This is a genomic window from Pseudomonas sp. P110(2024), assembly GCF_057480795.1.
On sequence record NZ_JBLIYT010000007.1, the window covers coordinates 228413 to 243598 of the forward strand.

Annotated in this window: 17 protein-coding genes and 3 tRNA genes; 5 read left to right on the forward strand and 15 right to left on the reverse strand. The window is 66.5% G+C overall.

Features of this window, described 5'->3' with window-relative positions; translation table 11 throughout:
• Nucleotides 1–6: 6 nt before the first annotated feature.
• The 8 genes from murB to AC25ND_RS13445 form a co-directional block, all read right to left on the reverse strand.
• A complete protein-coding gene (gene murB, locus AC25ND_RS13410; protein ID WP_028690981.1) occupies nt 7–1026 on the reverse strand; it encodes a UDP-N-acetylmuramate dehydrogenase in 1020 nt (339 codons plus the stop codon).
• Nucleotides 1023–1487: a low molecular weight protein-tyrosine-phosphatase gene (locus AC25ND_RS13415; protein WP_028690980.1), complete on the reverse strand. Its 465-nt coding sequence runs from the start codon at nt 1485–1487 to the stop codon at nt 1023–1025. The genes murB and AC25ND_RS13415 overlap by 4 nt, the downstream gene beginning before the upstream one ends.
• A complete protein-coding gene (kdsB, locus tag AC25ND_RS13420; protein WP_062573278.1) occupies nt 1487–2251 on the reverse strand; it encodes a 3-deoxy-manno-octulosonate cytidylyltransferase in 765 nt (254 codons plus the stop codon). Before kdsB ends, AC25ND_RS13415 begins: the two co-directional genes overlap by 1 nt.
• On the reverse strand, nt 2248–2433 hold the full coding sequence (locus AC25ND_RS13425; RefSeq protein WP_011532874.1) for a Trm112 family protein: 186 nt from the start codon (nt 2431–2433) through the stop codon (nt 2248–2250). The genes kdsB and AC25ND_RS13425 overlap by 4 nt, the downstream gene beginning before the upstream one ends.
• Before the next feature lie 34 nt (nt 2434–2467).
• A complete protein-coding gene (lpxK, locus tag AC25ND_RS13430) occupies nt 2468–3472 on the reverse strand; it encodes a tetraacyldisaccharide 4'-kinase (RefSeq protein WP_186597288.1) in 1005 nt (334 codons plus the stop codon).
• Nucleotides 3472–3906: an ExbD/TolR family protein gene (locus AC25ND_RS13435; protein WP_028690977.1), complete on the reverse strand. Its 435-nt coding sequence runs from the start codon at nt 3904–3906 to the stop codon at nt 3472–3474. Before AC25ND_RS13435 ends, lpxK begins: the two co-directional genes overlap by 1 nt.
• On the reverse strand, nt 3903–4538 hold the full coding sequence (locus AC25ND_RS13440) for a MotA/TolQ/ExbB proton channel family protein (protein WP_028690976.1): 636 nt from the start codon (nt 4536–4538) through the stop codon (nt 3903–3905). Before AC25ND_RS13440 ends, AC25ND_RS13435 begins: the two co-directional genes overlap by 4 nt.
• A 160-nt stretch (nt 4539–4698) precedes the next feature.
• Nucleotides 4699–6912 carry a DNA internalization-related competence protein ComEC/Rec2 gene (locus tag AC25ND_RS13445; RefSeq protein WP_288522191.1) on the reverse strand — a complete coding sequence of 738 codons (2214 nt, stop codon included), beginning with the start codon at nt 6910–6912 and terminating at the stop codon, nt 4699–4701.
• A gap of 144 nt (nt 6913–7056) precedes the next feature.
• On the opposite strand from AC25ND_RS13445, the gene AC25ND_RS13450 reads away from it, so the two are divergent.
• Entirely contained in the window at nt 7057–7698 is a 642-nt protein-coding gene (locus AC25ND_RS13450) for a DUF2062 domain-containing protein (protein WP_139121109.1), read from the forward strand.
• Here the strand turns inward: AC25ND_RS13450 and AC25ND_RS13455 are convergent.
• From AC25ND_RS13455 to AC25ND_RS13465, 3 genes are all read right to left on the reverse strand, one after another.
• Nucleotides 7582–8361: an ABC transporter permease gene (locus AC25ND_RS13455; RefSeq protein WP_028690974.1), complete on the reverse strand. Its 780-nt coding sequence runs from the start codon at nt 8359–8361 to the stop codon at nt 7582–7584. The genes AC25ND_RS13450 and AC25ND_RS13455 overlap by 117 nt on opposite strands.
• A complete protein-coding gene (locus tag AC25ND_RS13460) occupies nt 8358–9290 on the reverse strand; it encodes an ABC transporter ATP-binding protein (protein WP_028690973.1) in 933 nt (310 codons plus the stop codon). Before AC25ND_RS13460 ends, AC25ND_RS13455 begins: the two co-directional genes overlap by 4 nt.
• Nucleotides 9291–9422: 132 nt before the next feature.
• Nucleotides 9423–10046, reverse strand: a complete 624-nt coding sequence (locus AC25ND_RS13465) for a glutathione S-transferase (protein ID WP_069017520.1) — start codon at nt 10044–10046, stop codon at nt 9423–9425.
• 546 nt (nt 10047–10592) lie between these two features.
• Here AC25ND_RS13465 and AC25ND_RS13470 point away from each other — a divergent pair.
• The 4 genes from AC25ND_RS13470 (at nt 10593) to AC25ND_RS13485 (ending at nt 14332) form a co-directional block, all read left to right on the forward strand.
• A complete protein-coding gene (locus tag AC25ND_RS13470) occupies nt 10593–10832 on the forward strand; it encodes a hypothetical protein (protein WP_062361654.1) in 240 nt (79 codons plus the stop codon).
• Entirely contained in the window at nt 10829–11068 is a 240-nt protein-coding gene (locus tag AC25ND_RS13475) for a DUF3077 domain-containing protein (RefSeq protein WP_028690971.1), read from the forward strand. Before AC25ND_RS13470 ends, AC25ND_RS13475 begins: the two co-directional genes overlap by 4 nt.
• A 206-nt stretch (nt 11069–11274) precedes the next feature.
• Entirely contained in the window at nt 11275–13722 is a 2448-nt protein-coding gene (locus tag AC25ND_RS13480) for an acyl-CoA dehydrogenase (RefSeq protein ID WP_288522186.1), read from the forward strand.
• 199 nt (nt 13723–13921) lie between these two features.
• Entirely contained in the window at nt 13922–14332 is a 411-nt protein-coding gene (locus AC25ND_RS13485; protein ID WP_028690969.1) for a PA2817 family protein, read from the forward strand.
• A gap of 63 nt (nt 14333–14395) precedes the next feature.
• Here the strand turns inward: AC25ND_RS13485 and AC25ND_RS13490 are convergent, their stop codons facing one another.
• The 4 genes from AC25ND_RS13490 to AC25ND_RS13505 all read right to left on the reverse strand — a co-directional run bounded on the left by AC25ND_RS13490 (nt 14396) and on the right by AC25ND_RS13505 (nt 15182).
• The gene (locus tag AC25ND_RS13490) at nt 14396–14620 is read right to left on the reverse strand and encodes a hypothetical protein (protein ID WP_028690968.1); all 225 of its coding nucleotides are present in this window, start codon (nt 14618–14620) and stop codon (nt 14396–14398) included.
• 249 nt (nt 14621–14869) lie between these two features.
• Nucleotides 14870–14945, reverse strand: a tRNA-Gly gene (locus AC25ND_RS13495).
• 80 nt (nt 14946–15025) lie between these two features.
• Nucleotides 15026–15101: transfer RNA gene (locus tag AC25ND_RS13500), tRNA-Gly, on the reverse strand.
• 5 nt (nt 15102–15106) lie between these two features.
• A tRNA-Glu gene (locus AC25ND_RS13505) sits at nt 15107–15182 on the reverse strand.
• Nucleotides 15183–15186 lie beyond the last annotated feature (4 nt).

Below are 15186 nucleotides of genomic sequence, written 5' to 3' on the forward strand. Positions count from 1 at the left end.
ACCCCATCAGTACAGGTTCGGCTCCATCTCCAGCTCAACCCCGAAGCGCTCGAGGATATCCGCCTGGATCCGCCGCGCCAGCGCATGCAACTGCGCCCCGCTCGCCTGGCCGTAGTTGACCAGCACCAACGACTGCAAGCGGTGCACCCCCGCATCGCCATCGCGATAGCCTTTCCACCCCGCCTGCTCGATCAACCAGCCGGCCGCCAGCTTCACTTGGCCATCGGCCTGGGGATAGGCCACCACGCCAGGATGCCCGGCACGAATACGCTCGGCCAACTCAGCGGACACCACCGGGTTCTTGAAGAAGCTCCCTGCATTGCCCAACTCAGCCGGATCCGGCAGTTTCTCCCGACGGATACTGCAGATCGCGTCGCTGATCGCCTGCGCGGTCGGCTGCTCGACGCCCTGCTCCGCCAGGCGCTGACGCACCGGGCCGTAGTCCAGGTGTGCCTGCAAGGTACGATTCAAGGCAAAGCGCACGCGTACAATCAGCCAGCGCCCGGGGTTGCGTTTGAACACGCTGTCGCGATAACCGAACGCGCACTCTTCCAACGAGAAATCCCGCAGCTCGCCGGTCTCGCGGTCCAGCGCGGTCAAGCCGGCGAACACATCCTTGATCTCCACGCCATAGGCACCGACGTTCTGCATCGGCGCGGCGCCCACGGTGCCGGGGATCAAGCTGAGGTTTTCCAGCCCGCACAAGCCCTGCCCAAGGCTCCACTGCACGAACGGGTGCCAGGGCTCGCCGGCCTCGGCCTCCACCACCACCCGCTCACCATCATCGCTGAGCAGGCGTCGGCCACGGCTGGCCATGTGCAGCACCAGGGCCTCGACATCGCGGGACAACAGCAGGTTGCTGCCGCCGCCAATCACCAGCACCGGCACCTGCCGCTCGGCGGCCTGGGCCAGGGCCTGGCGGGCTTCGTCGTCGTCATGGGCCTGGGTGAAGTAGCGGGCACTGACATCGATGCCGAAGGTGTTATAGGGCTTGAGCGACACGCGCTCCTGCCAGTGCGCCGTCATAACCGCCCCTTGATTTCCACGACCAGCTCGCGGCAGGCCGCCTCGATCAGGTCCAGGACCTGCTCGAAGCCTTCGGCACCGCCGTAGTAAGGGTCCGGCACTTCGTCCAGGGCCGCGCCATAGCGGCGCAGGAACAGGTCGAGCTCGCCCTTGGCGTTGTGCGGACGCAGGGCCTGCAGGTTACCCAGGTTGCTCTTGTCCATGGCCAGGACCAGGTCGTACTCGGCAAAATGCGCCGCCTTGATCTGCTGGGCACGCTGGCGCGACAGGTCGTAGCCACGGGCCAGGGCGGCCTTGCAGGTGCGACTGTCGGGCGCCTTGCCGACATGCCAGTCGCCGGTGCCGGCGGAGGCCACCTGCACCACATCACCCAGGCCTGCGGCCTCGAGCTGATGGCGCAGCACGCCTTCGGCGGTCGGCGAGCGGCAGATGTTGCCGAGGCAGACGAACAAAACGCGCATCAGGCCTCCAGCAAGCGCCGAACGCGCTCCAGGTCTTCAGGGGTGTCCACGCCCACGGCCGGCGCCTCGATGGCGTCGGCGACATGGATGCGCACGCCGTGCCACAGGGCACGCAGCTGCTCCAGCGATTCGGTCTGCTCCAGCCAGCATGGGCCCCAGGCGACGAAGTCCTGGAGGAAGCCCACCCGGTAGGCGTACATGCCGATATGACGGCGATAAGGCACGCCTTCCGGCAGCTGGTCGCGGTTGTGGGCGAAGGCGTCGCGGGCCCAGGGCAGCGGCGCGCGGCTAAAGGTCAGGGCCAGGCCGTGCTTGTCGCTGACCACTTTGACCGCATTGGGGTTGAAGATGGTTTCCGGGGCGTGGATCGGCTCGGCCAGGGTGGCGATGCCAGCCTCCGGGTGCGCGGCGAGGTTGGCCGCCACCTGGTCGATGATCACCGGCGGTATCAGGGGCTCGTCGCCCTGCACGTTGACCACGATGGCATCGGCGGCCAGGCCCAGCTGGGCGGCGACCTCGGCCAGGCGATCGGTGCCCGACTCATGGTCGGCACGGGTCAGCAGCACCTCGGCGCCAAACGCCTGGCAGGCCTCGACGATGCTGGCATCGTCGGTGGCGATGACCACGCGGCTGGCGCCGCTCTTGCGCGCCTGCTCCCACACATGCTGGACCATCGGCTTGCCGGCGATCGGCAGCAATGGCTTGCCCGGCAGGCGCGTGGAGCGCAGCCGGGCGGGAATCACCACGGTGAAGTCCAGGCTCATTTGTCCAGGCGCTCTTCGTCGGTCAGGGTGCGCGCCTCGCTTTCCAGCATCACCGGGATGCCATCGCGGATCGGATAGGCCAGGCCGGCGCCCTTGCTGATCAGCTCGGTCTTGTCGGCGCTAAGCTTGAGCGGGCCCTTGGTGATCGGGCAGGCCAGGATATCGAGCAGTTTGGTGTCCATGGAGGTGTCCTTGCGACGGAAAATGAAAAAAGGCTCAGGGGCGGCCGGGCAGCAGGCGGTCGAGCTGGGCGTCGAACCAGGCGCTGAAGGCGGGCGTCGGCACGGCGTCGACCGCCAGGTACCACCAGTCGTCGGCGGCGAAGGGCCGGCATTTCACCGCATCCTTCTCGGTCATCACCAGCGGCAGCGGCGGGCTGAACGACAGCACTTCACGGCTGTAGGGCGCATGGTCGGCGAAAGGGTGCGGCACCGGCTGCCAGTGTAGCCCCAGCAGGGTGTTGAAGAAACGTTGCGGATTGCCGATGCCGGCCACGGCGTGCAGCGCCTGGCCAGGCGGGAACAGGTCGAGCTCGCGGCGCTCGCCGCTGCGCAGGTTGATCAGCGCCGAGGGTTGCAGGCGGAAGGCGAAGCCGTCGGCGCGGTCGGTCTCGGCGCCGTTGAACAGCACCGCGTCGGCCTCGCCCAAGCGCTCGACCGGCTCGCGCAACGGGCCGGCCGGCAGGCAGCGGTGATTGCCCAGGCCCCGGGCGGCGTCGATCAACACCAGCTCCAGGTCGCGAGCCAGGCGGTAATGCTGCATGCCGTCGTCGCACAGGATCAGGTCCGGCGCATCACTGGCCAGCAAGGCCTGCACGGCACGGGAACGGTCGGGGTCGATCACCAGCGGCACGCCGGTGCGCTGGACGATCAGCAAGGGCTCGTCGCCGGCCTGGTCCGCAGGCTGGTCAGCCTGGACGCGCCAGGGATAGTGCGGTGGTTTGGCGCCATAGCCACGGCTGACCACGCCGACCTTGAGCCCCTGCCGGCGGCAATGCTCGATCAGCCAGAGGATCATCGGCGTCTTGCCGGTACCGCCGACGGTGATATTGCCCACCACGATCACCGGTACCGGGGCACGGTAGCTCGGGCTTTCGCCGCTGAGGAAGCGCGCGCGCTTGCGCGTCACCACGCGACGGTACAGGGCCTCCAGCGGCCGCAGCAGGGCCAGCGCCGGGTGCCCGGCGTACCAGGCGGCGAGCAGACGGTCGGCGAAGGCCATCAGGGCTTGCCCTGCGCGGCCTCGACGGTGGTCATGCGCAACTTGCTGAAGCCGAGCTTGCCGGCCGCGTCCATTGCGGTGATCACAGCCTGGTGCGGGGTCTTGCCGTCGGCGCTGATGGCCAGCGGCAGGGTGATGTCACCGCCGGATTCCTTCTCGATCGCCTCGGTCAGGGTGTCCAGGTCGCTCTTGGGCAGCAGGTGGTTGTTCACCGAGTACACGCCGTCGGCGCTGATGGTGATCTCCACCAGCTTGCCCTGGTCGGCCGGCGGCTGCTCGGCGCTGCTGGCCTCCGGCAACTCGACACGCAGCTGGGTCTCGCGGGTGAAGGTGGTGGTGACCACGAAGAACAGCAGCAGCACGAACACCACGTCGATCAACGACGCCAGGTTGATGTCGACGTTCTCGCGCTGGCGATTGCGCCGGAACTTCACGCCTTGCCTCCGGCCACTTCCACTTCGCGGTCGCCCTGCAGCACTTCCACCAGCTTGATCGCCTCCTGCTCCATGCCCACCACCAGCTCATCGATGCGGCGCAGCAGGAAGCGGTGGAAGAACACCGCCGGGATACCGACCATCAGGCCGGCCGCGGTGGTGACCAGGGCCTTGGAGATCCCCCCGGCCAGGACGGCGGCGTTGGCGGTCATCTGCGAGCCCATGAAGGCGCTGAAGATGTCGATCATGCCCAGCACGGTGCCCAGCAGGCCCAGCAGCGGGGCCATGGCGGCGATGGTGCCGAGGGTGCTGATGTAGCGTTCCAGCTCGTGGATGACCCGCGAGGCGGCCTCCTCGATGCACTCTTTCATGATCTCGCGGCCGTGGCGCGAGTTGGCCAGGCCCGCGGCGAGGATCTCGCCCAGCGGCGAGTCGGCGCGCAGGGCCTTGAGCTTGTCACTGGTGAGTTGCTTGTCCTTGATCCACATCCACACCTGGCCCAGCAGGTGCGGCGGGGTGACACGGCTGGCGCGCAGGGTCCACAGGCGCTCGACGACGATCGCCATGGCGGCGATCGAGCTCAGGATGATCGGCAGCATCATCCAGCCACCGGACTTGACCAATTCCCACACAGTTAGCATCCCCTCGGAAAAAGGCCGCCACTCTACCATAGGACCGCCTGGGGCTCATCTGCCGGAGGTCAGGGAATTCCTGTGTTGCCCCAGGGGGCTGCTTTGCAGCCCTTTCGTGACGCAAGGCCTGGTCGGAAGGGGGCGCAAAGCGCCCCCCGGTTCAATCCTCGATGGCGCGCCAGAACCGACGTTCCCGCCGCACACCTTCCACCCCACCCCGACTCCCCAGCACCAACCGCAACGCCCCCTCCAACGCCGTGTCATGCACCACCACCCCGTGCCGGCGATAGCGCTCGATCACCTGCCCATGGGGATGCCCGAAACCATTGTGCCGCCCCCGGGAAACCAACACCCCGCGCGGCGCCGTGGCCTGGACGAACGGCTCGCTGGACGACGTGCGGCTGCCATGGTGCGGCGCCTGCAACCAGTCCACCCGAGGATCGTCGGTCGCGGCCAGCCAGGCCCGCTCCGCACCGGCCTCCATGTCCCCGGCCAGCAGCAGGCGTTCGCCCTTGGCCTGCACGCGCAACACACAGGAGCGTTCGTTGCTGGAAGCCCCCTGCGGCCAGTGCCAGAGCTCGAAATCGACGCCATCCCACTGCCAGCGCTCGCCACTGCGGCACAGCGAGGCCGCTTCCAGCCCGGCAACCTCGCCGGCCAGCACTCGCGCCACCGAAACCCCACGCCGCACGGCCGCCGCCCCACCGGCATGGTCGGCATGGCCATGGCTGATCAGCATCACATCCAGCGCCTTCACCCCAAGCTTGCGCAAGGTCGGCAGCACCACCGTCTCGCCCAGGTCACTGCCACCCTGGGCCGGGCCTGCGTCATACAGCAGCGCGTGATTGCGGGTGCGCAGCAGCACCGCCAGGCCCTGCCCCACATCCAGCTGCCAGACCTCCACCTGCCCCGGCGGCACCTGTTCGCGTGGCGCCCACAGCGCCAACAGCAGGACCACGCCCGGCGCCCGCAACGGCACGCCCCGGGGCAGCAACACCAGCACGGCGCCCAGGCACACCAGCAGCCAGGCCCACAACGGCAGTGGCTCGGGAATCCAGGCCGGCCGCAGCCCTGCCAATCGCGTCAGCACGGCAAACAACCCATCCAACGACAGGCCCGGCAGCCACAGCATCCCCTCCCCCAGCCCAGGCACCGGCAGCAGGGCCGTACCCAGCAACGCCAACGGCAGCACGCCCCAGCTGAGCCACGGCACCGACAGCAGATTGGCCAGCGGCGCGCTGAGACTGACGGGCAGCCCCAAGGCCAGCAGCACCGGCAGCAACCCCACGGCGATCACCCACTGGGCGCGGGTCCAGGCCTGCCAGGGCCGCCAGGCACCCAGCCGGGCGGCAAAACACAGCACCAGCACCGCCACGGCAGCGAACGACAGCCAGAAACCCGGCAACAGGCTGGCCAGCGGCTCGACCAGCAGCACGCCCGACAGCGCCATCAGCAACGGCACCCAGGCGCCCAGATGGCGAAAGCGCAAGCGCCAGAGCAGCACCACCGCCAGCATCAGGCACGCCCGCTGCACCGGCACGCCGAACCCCGCCAGCCAGCCGTAGCCCAATGCCGCCGCCATCGCCAGGCCACAGGCCCAGGGCAGCCACGGCAGGCGCCCTGGCCACCCCCCCAGGCGCGCCAGCCCCGCCACCAGCCCGTAGACCAATCCGGCCAGCAAGCCGATGTGCTGCCCGGAAATCACCAGCAGGTGTACCGTGCCGGTGGCCTGCAGCACCTGCCAGTCCTCCCGCGCCAGGCCTGCGCCATCCCCGAGCACCAGGGCGGCCAACGCCGCCTCACGGCCATGGGCATCGGTGGCCAGCAGGCGCTGGCGCAGGCCGTCGCGCCAACTGCTGGCCTCCTCGCCCTGGCGCATGCCGGCCTTGACCGTGCCGGTGGCACCGACCCGCCGCGCCAACAGCGTGGCCTCCTGATCCGGGCCATGGGGGTTGAGCAGGCCCTTCGGCCGACGCAGGTTGACCGCCAGCCGCCAGTGCTCCCCCGCTCGCAGCGGCGGCCCCTCGAACCAGCTCAATTGCACCCGCTGCGGCAACCGGGCCCGACGTGACTGCGGCTGCTCCAGCTCGAAACGCACGCCGCGCTCGGTACGGGTCGGCAGGCCGACCACCCGCCCCTCCAGCCACAGCGTGCGGCCATCCAGCGCGGCCGGCAGGCGGTCGTCCAGGGCCTGCTGCGCCGACCAGCAGGCCCAGCAGCCACCCAGCACGAACCAGCCCAGCGGCCTGGCCCGGGTGCGCAGGCAGGCCAGGGCCAGCAACAGCAATGGAATCAGCCATCCGACCGGTGGCAGGGCAGGTAAAAAGCGCAGGCTCAACAGCCCGAGGACCAGCGCCAGCATCCCTGTGCGCATGAGATAGAGCTCCAGAAGCGAAAACGGCCCCTGAGGCTTAGCTGATCGGCGGAAAAAACCTGCTAAACAATTGTCACAAACTCTGAACGAGGCTGCGCTTCAATCAAGGCATACTGACGCCCTTCAACCCCGCCGGGAGCCCACATGCCGCGCCGTCTGTTCAAACGCTACATGCCGGACCCGACCAGCATCCGCGAACACAAGTCCTTACGCTTTTTCGGCAAGCTGCTGCACGACCCCAACCTGTGGCACCTGAATCGCCATTCGGTGGCGCGGGCCATGGGCGTCGGCCTGTTCGCGGCGCTGATCCCGATCCCCATGCAGATGCTGCTGGCCGCCGCGCTGGCGATCCCGGTGCGCGGCAACCTGCCAATCGCGGTGAGCCTGGTGTGGCTGACCAACCCGCTGACCATGCCGCCGGTGTTCTTCGTCACCTACATGACCGGCGCCTGGCTGATGCAGGTGCCGCCGCGCACGCTGCCCGAGGAAATCACCGTCGACTGGGTCACCGACCAGCTGGCGACGATCTGGCAACCGTTCCTGCTGGGCTCGGTGGTGTGCGGGGTGGTGCTCGGCGTGCTCGCCTACTTCACCACCATGGGCTACTGGCGCTGGTGGGTGGGCCGGCAGTGGCGCCGGCGCCAGTGCCGTTGTGCCCTCACCCGCAGCTCAGGCACGCATGCCGCGGCCGCTGACCAGCAGGCGCACGCACAGCAGGTAGAGCAGCGCGGTGGCCACCAGCATGAAGCTGATCGCCGTGCCGATGCTGATGTCCGACACCCCTAGGATGCCGTAGCGGAACGAGTTGACCATGTGCAGCACGGGGTTGGCCAGCGACACGGTCTGCCAGAACGGCGGCAGCAGGTTGATCGAGTAGAACACCCCGCCCAGGTAGGTCAGCGGCGTCAGCACGAAGGTCGGGATGATCGAGATGTCGTCGAAGTTGCGCGCGAACACCGCGTTGACGAAGCCCAGCAGCGAGAAGATGGTCGCGGTCAGCAGCACCACGACGATGGTCACACCCAGGTGATGCACCTGCAGGTGGGTGAAGAACAGCGACAGGATGGTCACGATCACCCCCACCGCCAGCCCGCGCAGCACACCGCCCAGCACATAGCCGACGAGGATGGTGTGCGGCGACACCGGCGACACCATCAGCTCCTCGATGGAGCGCTGGAACTTGCTGCCGAAGAAGCTCGACACCACGTTGCCGTAGGAGTTGGTGATCACCGACATCATGATCAGCCCCGGCACGATGTACTCCATGTAGGTGAAGCCGCCCATGTCGCCGATCTGCCGGCCGATCAGGTTGCCGAAGATCACGAAGTACAACACCATCGTGATGGCCGGTGGCAGCAGGGTCTGCGGCCAGATGCGCAAGAAGCGCCGCACTTCGCGGTAGACGATGGTGTTCAGGGCGACCCAGTTGGTGCGCAGTTCCACACTCATACGGCCACCTTCGACAGGTTCTTTTCCACCAGGGACACGAACAGCTCCTCGAGTCGGTTGGTCTTGTTGCGCAGGCTTTGTACCTCGATGTTCTTCAGCGCCAGCTGGCCGAACAGCGCGGTGATGCCGATGTCCTTGTCCACCTGCACCTCCAGGGTGTGCGGGGTGATCAGCCGGCACGGGTAACCCTGCAGCTCAGGCGCGGCGGGCAGGTCGTGCTTGAGGTCGAGGACGAAGGTCTCGACGTGCAGCTTGCCCAGCAACTGGCGCATGCTGGTGTTCTCGACGATGGTGCCGTGGTCGATGATGCCGATGTTGCGGCACAGCTGCTCGGCCTCTTCGAGGTAGTGGGTGGTGAGGATGATGGTGATGCCCTTCTGGTTGAGCTCGGTGAGGAAGCTCCACATCGAACGGCGCAGCTCGATGTCCACCCCGGCGGTCGGCTCGTCGAGGATCAACAGGCGCGGCTCGTGGATCAGCGCCCGGGCGATCATCAGCCGGCGCTTCATGCCGCCGGACAGCGAACGCGACGGCACGTCGCGCTTGTCCCACAGCCCGAGCTGCGTCAGGTACTGCTCGGCGCGCTCCTTGGCCACCTTGGGCGGGATGCCGTAGTAGCCGGCCTGGGTGACGACGATGTCGAAGGTCTTCTCGAACTGGTTGAAGTTGAACTCCTGGGGCACCACGCCCAGGCAGCGCTTGAGCGCCGCAGGCTCGCGGTCCAGGTCGTGGCCGAACACGTTGACCGTGCCGCTGGTCTTGTTCACCAGGGTCGAGAGAATGCCGATGGTGGTGGACTTGCCGGCGCCGTTGGGGCCGAGCAAGGCGAAGAAGTCGCCTTCGGAAACGTCCAGGTCGATGCCCTTGAGGGCCTGGAAACCGTTGCCGTAGGTCTTGGTCAGCTGTCGGATGGACAGGGCGGAACTCATAGCGGGTCGGGTACCGAGAAAAGGGTGCGGGACACGCCAGGTGAAGTCACTGGCGCAGTGAGTGCGGCCATGGTGCAAGGGCTGGCCGCACAAGTACAGTCACATGTATCGATAGTGACTATCGAAGTGGCGTCACGTCAGGGCGCTCATCACCGCCGCCTGGTAGGCCGGGCGTTGCTTGAGGCGCTCGTACCAGGCTTGGAGGTGGTGCATGGCCGGGCGTTCAATCGGCATTTCGAACCAGGCGTAGATGAAGCTGCCCAGGGGAATGTCGCCCATGCCGATCTGCTCGCCGGAGAGGTACGGCTGCTTGGCCAGGGTCTCGTCGGCGATGGCCAGCAGTTGCGCGCACTGCTTGTGCGCGGCGTTGATCGCCACCCAGTCGCGCTGGTCCTCGGGGGTGCGCAGCAGGCCCCAGAACAGCGGGCGGAAGGGGCCGGCGAAGGACGAGGTGGTCCAGTCCATCCACTTGTCGGCCAGGGCGCGCTGGCGCGGGTCGTCGAGGTACCAGCCTTGTTCGGCGCCGTACTCGGCGCATAGGTAGCGCACGATGGCGTTGGACTCCCACAGCACCAGGTCGCCGTCTTCGAGCATGGGCACCAGGCCGTTGGGGTTCAGGGCCCGGTAGTGCGGTTCGTTGACCACGCCGAAGGCGCCGCCGGCATCGATGGACTCGAAGTCCAGGCCCAGCTCGTGGGCGATCCACAACGCCTTGCGCACATTGCTCGAATTCTTGCGGCCCCAGATCTTCAGCATGGCAACGTCCTTAATGAATGCGGGAGAGGGGTCAGTCTACTCCAAGCGGTGGGAGGTGCCAGTGAAACCGGGGCGCCGCTTTGCGGCCCTTTCCGACCGGTCCGACGCCTCGGCAAGGCCGCTCCCACAGGGTATACGCCAGCTCTGCCATGGCGCGGTCCCTGTGGGAGCGGCCTTGTGTCGCGAAAGGGCTGCGCAGCAGCCCCGGCGATTTCAAAGACTGTCAGATCTTTCCGAACCTGAAACCAAATGCTTCAGCCAGCAAAGCTTGGGAACTATCCTACGCGCTTGCCGGAAGCCGCCGCGTTGTCGGGGAAATACCCCGGGGATAACTTCATCGGGTCGCCCAATTGGGTGACCGGGTGTGAGAAACCCGATTTCCACAACGGTAACGCGCCTCCGTCATGGTGGCCGTGTACGGGCAGACCTCGGTCTGGCCGGGTTTACCTTGTGGCCCGGATTTCTCACCTCGTACATGGCTGCCACCTTGATCTCGTGAGAAAGGATGCGGGTGGTGGTTACTCGTAACCACAAGGAAGCTCGACCATGCAAAAAATCGTCCCCGACCCACCCCGTCTCTCCCACTTCCTCACCATCCGCCCCACCCTCCCCCGCGACGACGCCATGGCCGCCGCCGTCGAAGTGGCCACCGCCATCTCCGACGTCCTCGACATCTACTTCAAGACCGAGCCCGGCGAAGTCCAGGACCGCCTGTTCATCGCCAGCGACTACCTCGGCCAGCTGGCCTGCGCTCTGCTCGAGCACAAGCCGCAGGTGCAGCCATGAGCCGCGGCCACACCGCAGGCCGCACCACCTGCCTGGACCTGTTCAAGGTCGAGCCGGGCGTTACCTTCGAGGATGCCTTCAGCGAGTTGTCGGTGCTGCTCGGCTGCATCCGCCACCTGACCTGCGAGGCGGAGATGGAAGGCGACCTGCTGGCCGGCAGCTCGGCGCGGATCCTCAGCGCCATGGCCAAGGCGCTGATCGATGATATGGAGGTGGGGTTGAACCGCTCCAGATGATCTGATGACCGCATCGCGGGGCAAGCCCACTCCCACGCCCACATTGCATATCTGGCGTGGGAGCGGGCTTGCCCCGCGATGACTGCATGACATTCCCTACCGAACTCCCAGCGCCCCACCCTGTCATCTCCTAGGCAGGCCATCCACCCCAACACGTCTAAGCTCTGTGGATCGCCCCCGCCCCCCGCTTCCAAGGAGGAAGAATCATGCTGCTGTTGTGGTTGCTGGTCCTGGTGCTTGGCGCCGCGTATCTACTGCACCGGCGCCTGGCGCCCCTGCAAATCCTCGCGGCCATCGCCGCGTACACCCTGCTGATGGGCATCTTCAGCACCGCGCCAGGCTGGCTGCTGGCGCTGATCTGGGTAGTGATCGCCGCCAAGACGGCCTTCTTCGCCCTGCCGGAGCTGCGCCGTAAACTATTCACCGCGCCGATGTTCAACTGGTTCCAGCGTACCCTGCCGCCAATGTCGCAGACCGAGCGCGAAGCCATCGACGCCGGCACCGTGTGGTGGGACGGCCACCTGTTCAGCGGCCGCCCCGACTGGAACACCCTGCTCGACTACGACGCACCCAGGCTCAGCGAGGAGGAACAGGCCTTCATCGACGGCCCCACCGAGCAGCTGTGCGCCATGGTCAGCGACTGGCAGATCGGCCAGGACCTCGACCTGCCGCCGCAAGCCTGGGACTTCATCAAGCAGCACGGCTTCTTCGCCCTGATCATCCCCAAGGAGTACGGCGGCAAGGGCTTCTCGGCCTACGCCCACTCCCAGGTGGCGATGAAACTGGCCACCCGCAGCGGCGATCTGGCCTCCACGGTGATGGTGCCCAACTCGCTGGGCCCGGCCGAACTGCTGCTGCACTACGGCACTGACGAGCAACGCAGCCACTACCTGCCGCGCCTGGCCCGTGGCGACGACATCCCCTGCTTCGCCCTCACCGGCCCCCTGGCTGGCTCCGACGCCGGGGCCATGCCCGACACCGGCGTCATCTGCAAAGGCCAGTGGCAGGGTGAAGACGTCATCGGCCTGCGTCTGAACTGGGAGAAGCGCTACATCACCCTCGGCCCGGTAGCCACCCTGCTGGGCCTGGCCTTCAAGGCCTACGACCCCGACCACCTGCTGGGCGAGCAGACCGAGCTGGGCATCAGCCTGGCGCTGATCCCCACCGACCTCCCCGGCGTGGAGATCGGCCGACGCCACCTGCCACTGGGGGCCGCGTTCATGAACGGCCCCAACAGCGGCAAGGACGTATTCGTGCCGCTGGATTGCCTGATCGGCGGCCAGGCCATGCTCGGCAAGGGCTGGATGATGCTGATGAACTGCCTGTCGGTGGGCCGCTCGATCTCCCTGCCGGCGGTCGGCACGGGCGCGGCCAAGTACACAAGCCTCGTCACCGGCCAGTACGCCCGGGTGCGCGAACAGTTCAACGTGCCGCTGGCCGCCTTCGAAGGCATCCAGGAATCCCTGGCGCGCATCGGCGGCAACGCCTGGCTGATGGACAGCGCCCGCCTGCTCACCGCCAAGGCAGTGGACCTCGGCGAAAAGCCCTCGGTGCTGTCGGCGATCCTCAAGTACCACCTCACCGAGCGCGGCCGCGAATGCATCCAGCACGCCATGGACGTGCACGGCGGCAAGGGCATCATCATGGGCCCGAACAACTACCTGGGCCGCAACTGGCAAGGCGCGCCGATCTTCATCACCGTCGAGGGGGCCAACATCCTGTCGCGCAACCTGATGATCTTCGGCCAGGGCGCGATCCGCTGCCACCCGTTCGTGCTCAGGGAAATGGCCCTGGCCGGGCGCGAGGACCACGACCAGGCGCTGAACGAGTTCGACGACCTGTTGCTGCAGCACATCCTGTTCGCCGCCGGCAACGCCGCCAGCACCCTGGTGCTGGGTTTGGGCCTGGGGCATTTCGAGAAGGTCCCGGGCGATGCCCTGAGCCAGGGCTACTTCCGCGCCCTCAACCGCCAGGCGGCGGCGTTCGCCTTGCTGGCCGACCTGTCGATGATGCTGCTGGGCGGCGCGCTCAAGCGCCGCGAACGCCTGAGCGCCCGGCTGGGCGATGTGCTCAGCTACCTGTACCTGTCCAGCGCCGCGCTCAAGCGCTACCACGACCTCGGCTCGCCCGAGTACCTGCGCCCGCTGCTGCGCTGGGCGCAGGAGGAAAGCCTGGGGCAGGCCGAGAACGCGCTGGACGCGCTGCTCGACAACTTCCCCAACCGCTTCCTGGGCTGCGCCCTGCGGGTGCTGGTGTTCCCGTTCGGCCGCCGGCACACCGGGCCCAGCGATGAGCTGGATGCCGAGGTAGCGGCGCTGATCGGCCGCCGCAAAGGCGACCCGGCGCTGGAAGAGCTGCTGGCGGGCTGCTTCAGGCCTCAGGCCGACGGCGACCCAGTGGCCGCGCTGCAGACGGCCTGCGACCTGCTGGACGATGCCGCTCCACTGCACAAGGCCCTGCATCAAGCGGTCAAGGAAGGCAAGGTGCAGGCGGCACCGGGGCAGTCGGTGATCGACGCCGCCATCGAAGCGGGCGTGTTGCAGGCGGAGGAAGGCCAGCGCCTGCATCAGGCCGAGCAGGCGCGGCGGGTGGTGATCGATGTGGATGCGTTTGACAAGGACGTGCTGCTGCCCGAGGCAGGCAAAGTGCGCTGAGCATTGGTCGACCGCATCGCGGGGCAAGTCGCATCGGCGCACCGCCGCTCCCACGCCAAATATGCGATTGGCGTGGGAGCGGCGGTGCGCCGATGCGACTTGCCCCGCGATGAGGCCAGCACAGGCAGCTACGCTGCCAGCCTATGCAAAACCGGCGTATACTCCGCCCCCCGTTTCAACCACCCCGAGGACCGCCGCCATGGCCAACCCCCACCTGGAATACCACCTGCAACTGCTCCACCACCTGCGCACCATCCTGGCCGCGCTGGGTGAAGCCGAACAGGTCCCGGAGGAAAGCCACGCCCTGTTCCTCGAGCGCTTCGACGAGCTGCTCACCCTGCTGCCGCAGGACCCGCTGCAAAGCCAGTACCTGGGCCAGGACCTGATCTGCCAGGTGATCCAGCGCTATCCCCAGATCGCCCATCTGGTACCGCGTGATCTGCTGTGGTTCTTTGGTGGGGATTGCTTGCATTTCATGCCGGATGACGAGCTGGAGCTTTACCAGACACTGGAAGAGCGACGCTACGAGGCAGAGCAGAACGGCGAAGCGTTTGATTGGCACCAAGAAAAGCAACTGCTAGCCAAGCCTGCTCAGGGTGATATTCACTGATGTAGATGCATCCCGGCCCCATTTGGGCCGGGAACCCCAATCACCTGAGCGGGACAAGTGAATTCACTCCGCCAAATCACGATCTAGCAAATCAGGGGGAATCCTAGCCTTACCCCCGAAAAAATGATGCGCCGAAGAACATAAGAACTCTGCTTCCAGTCGAAGTCGTTCTACCTGAGAAGGGGGCTGCTGCCCTTTACTTTCTTCATAACGCCTCCACGCATCGACCGCCCGTTTACATATCTCCAGCTGGACTTCCAAATCCGTCTTTTCGATCGTCACGGTCATTGCTCCTTCCTTGTTCAAGGCAGAATGGAGTGAGATCAGGCGCGCCCAACATTCTCCCCCGACAGAGTAATAACTGATGGTATGAGTACGAACATCGGGCACGTAACGAGTAGCGCCATGCCGTTGTACGCCCTCAGACGACATTCGCCAACTAGCAAAATTGATAGGTGTGCTGAGCCAGCTCGCCCCAAAAACCAACCACGCGAGCAAAAAAAAAACGCCACTTCAAACGAAGTGGCGTTTTCAATGTGGAGCGGGAAACGAGACTCGAACTCGCGACCCCGACCTTGGCAAGGTCGTGCTCTACCAACTGAGCTATTCCCGCAGGGTGAAGCTTTACCGCATGTGGCCTGAAGCGCCTTGACGACCTTCAGCACCGGCACCGTCGGAACGATGCGTTAAAACTGGAGCGGGAAACGAGACTCGAACTCGCGACCCCGACCTTGGCAAGGTCGTGCTCTACCAACTGAGCTATTCCCGCAAATATGGCGTCCCCTAGGGGACTCGAACCCCTGTTACCGCCGTGAAAGGGCGGTGTCCTAGGCCACTAGACGAAGGGGACTAAG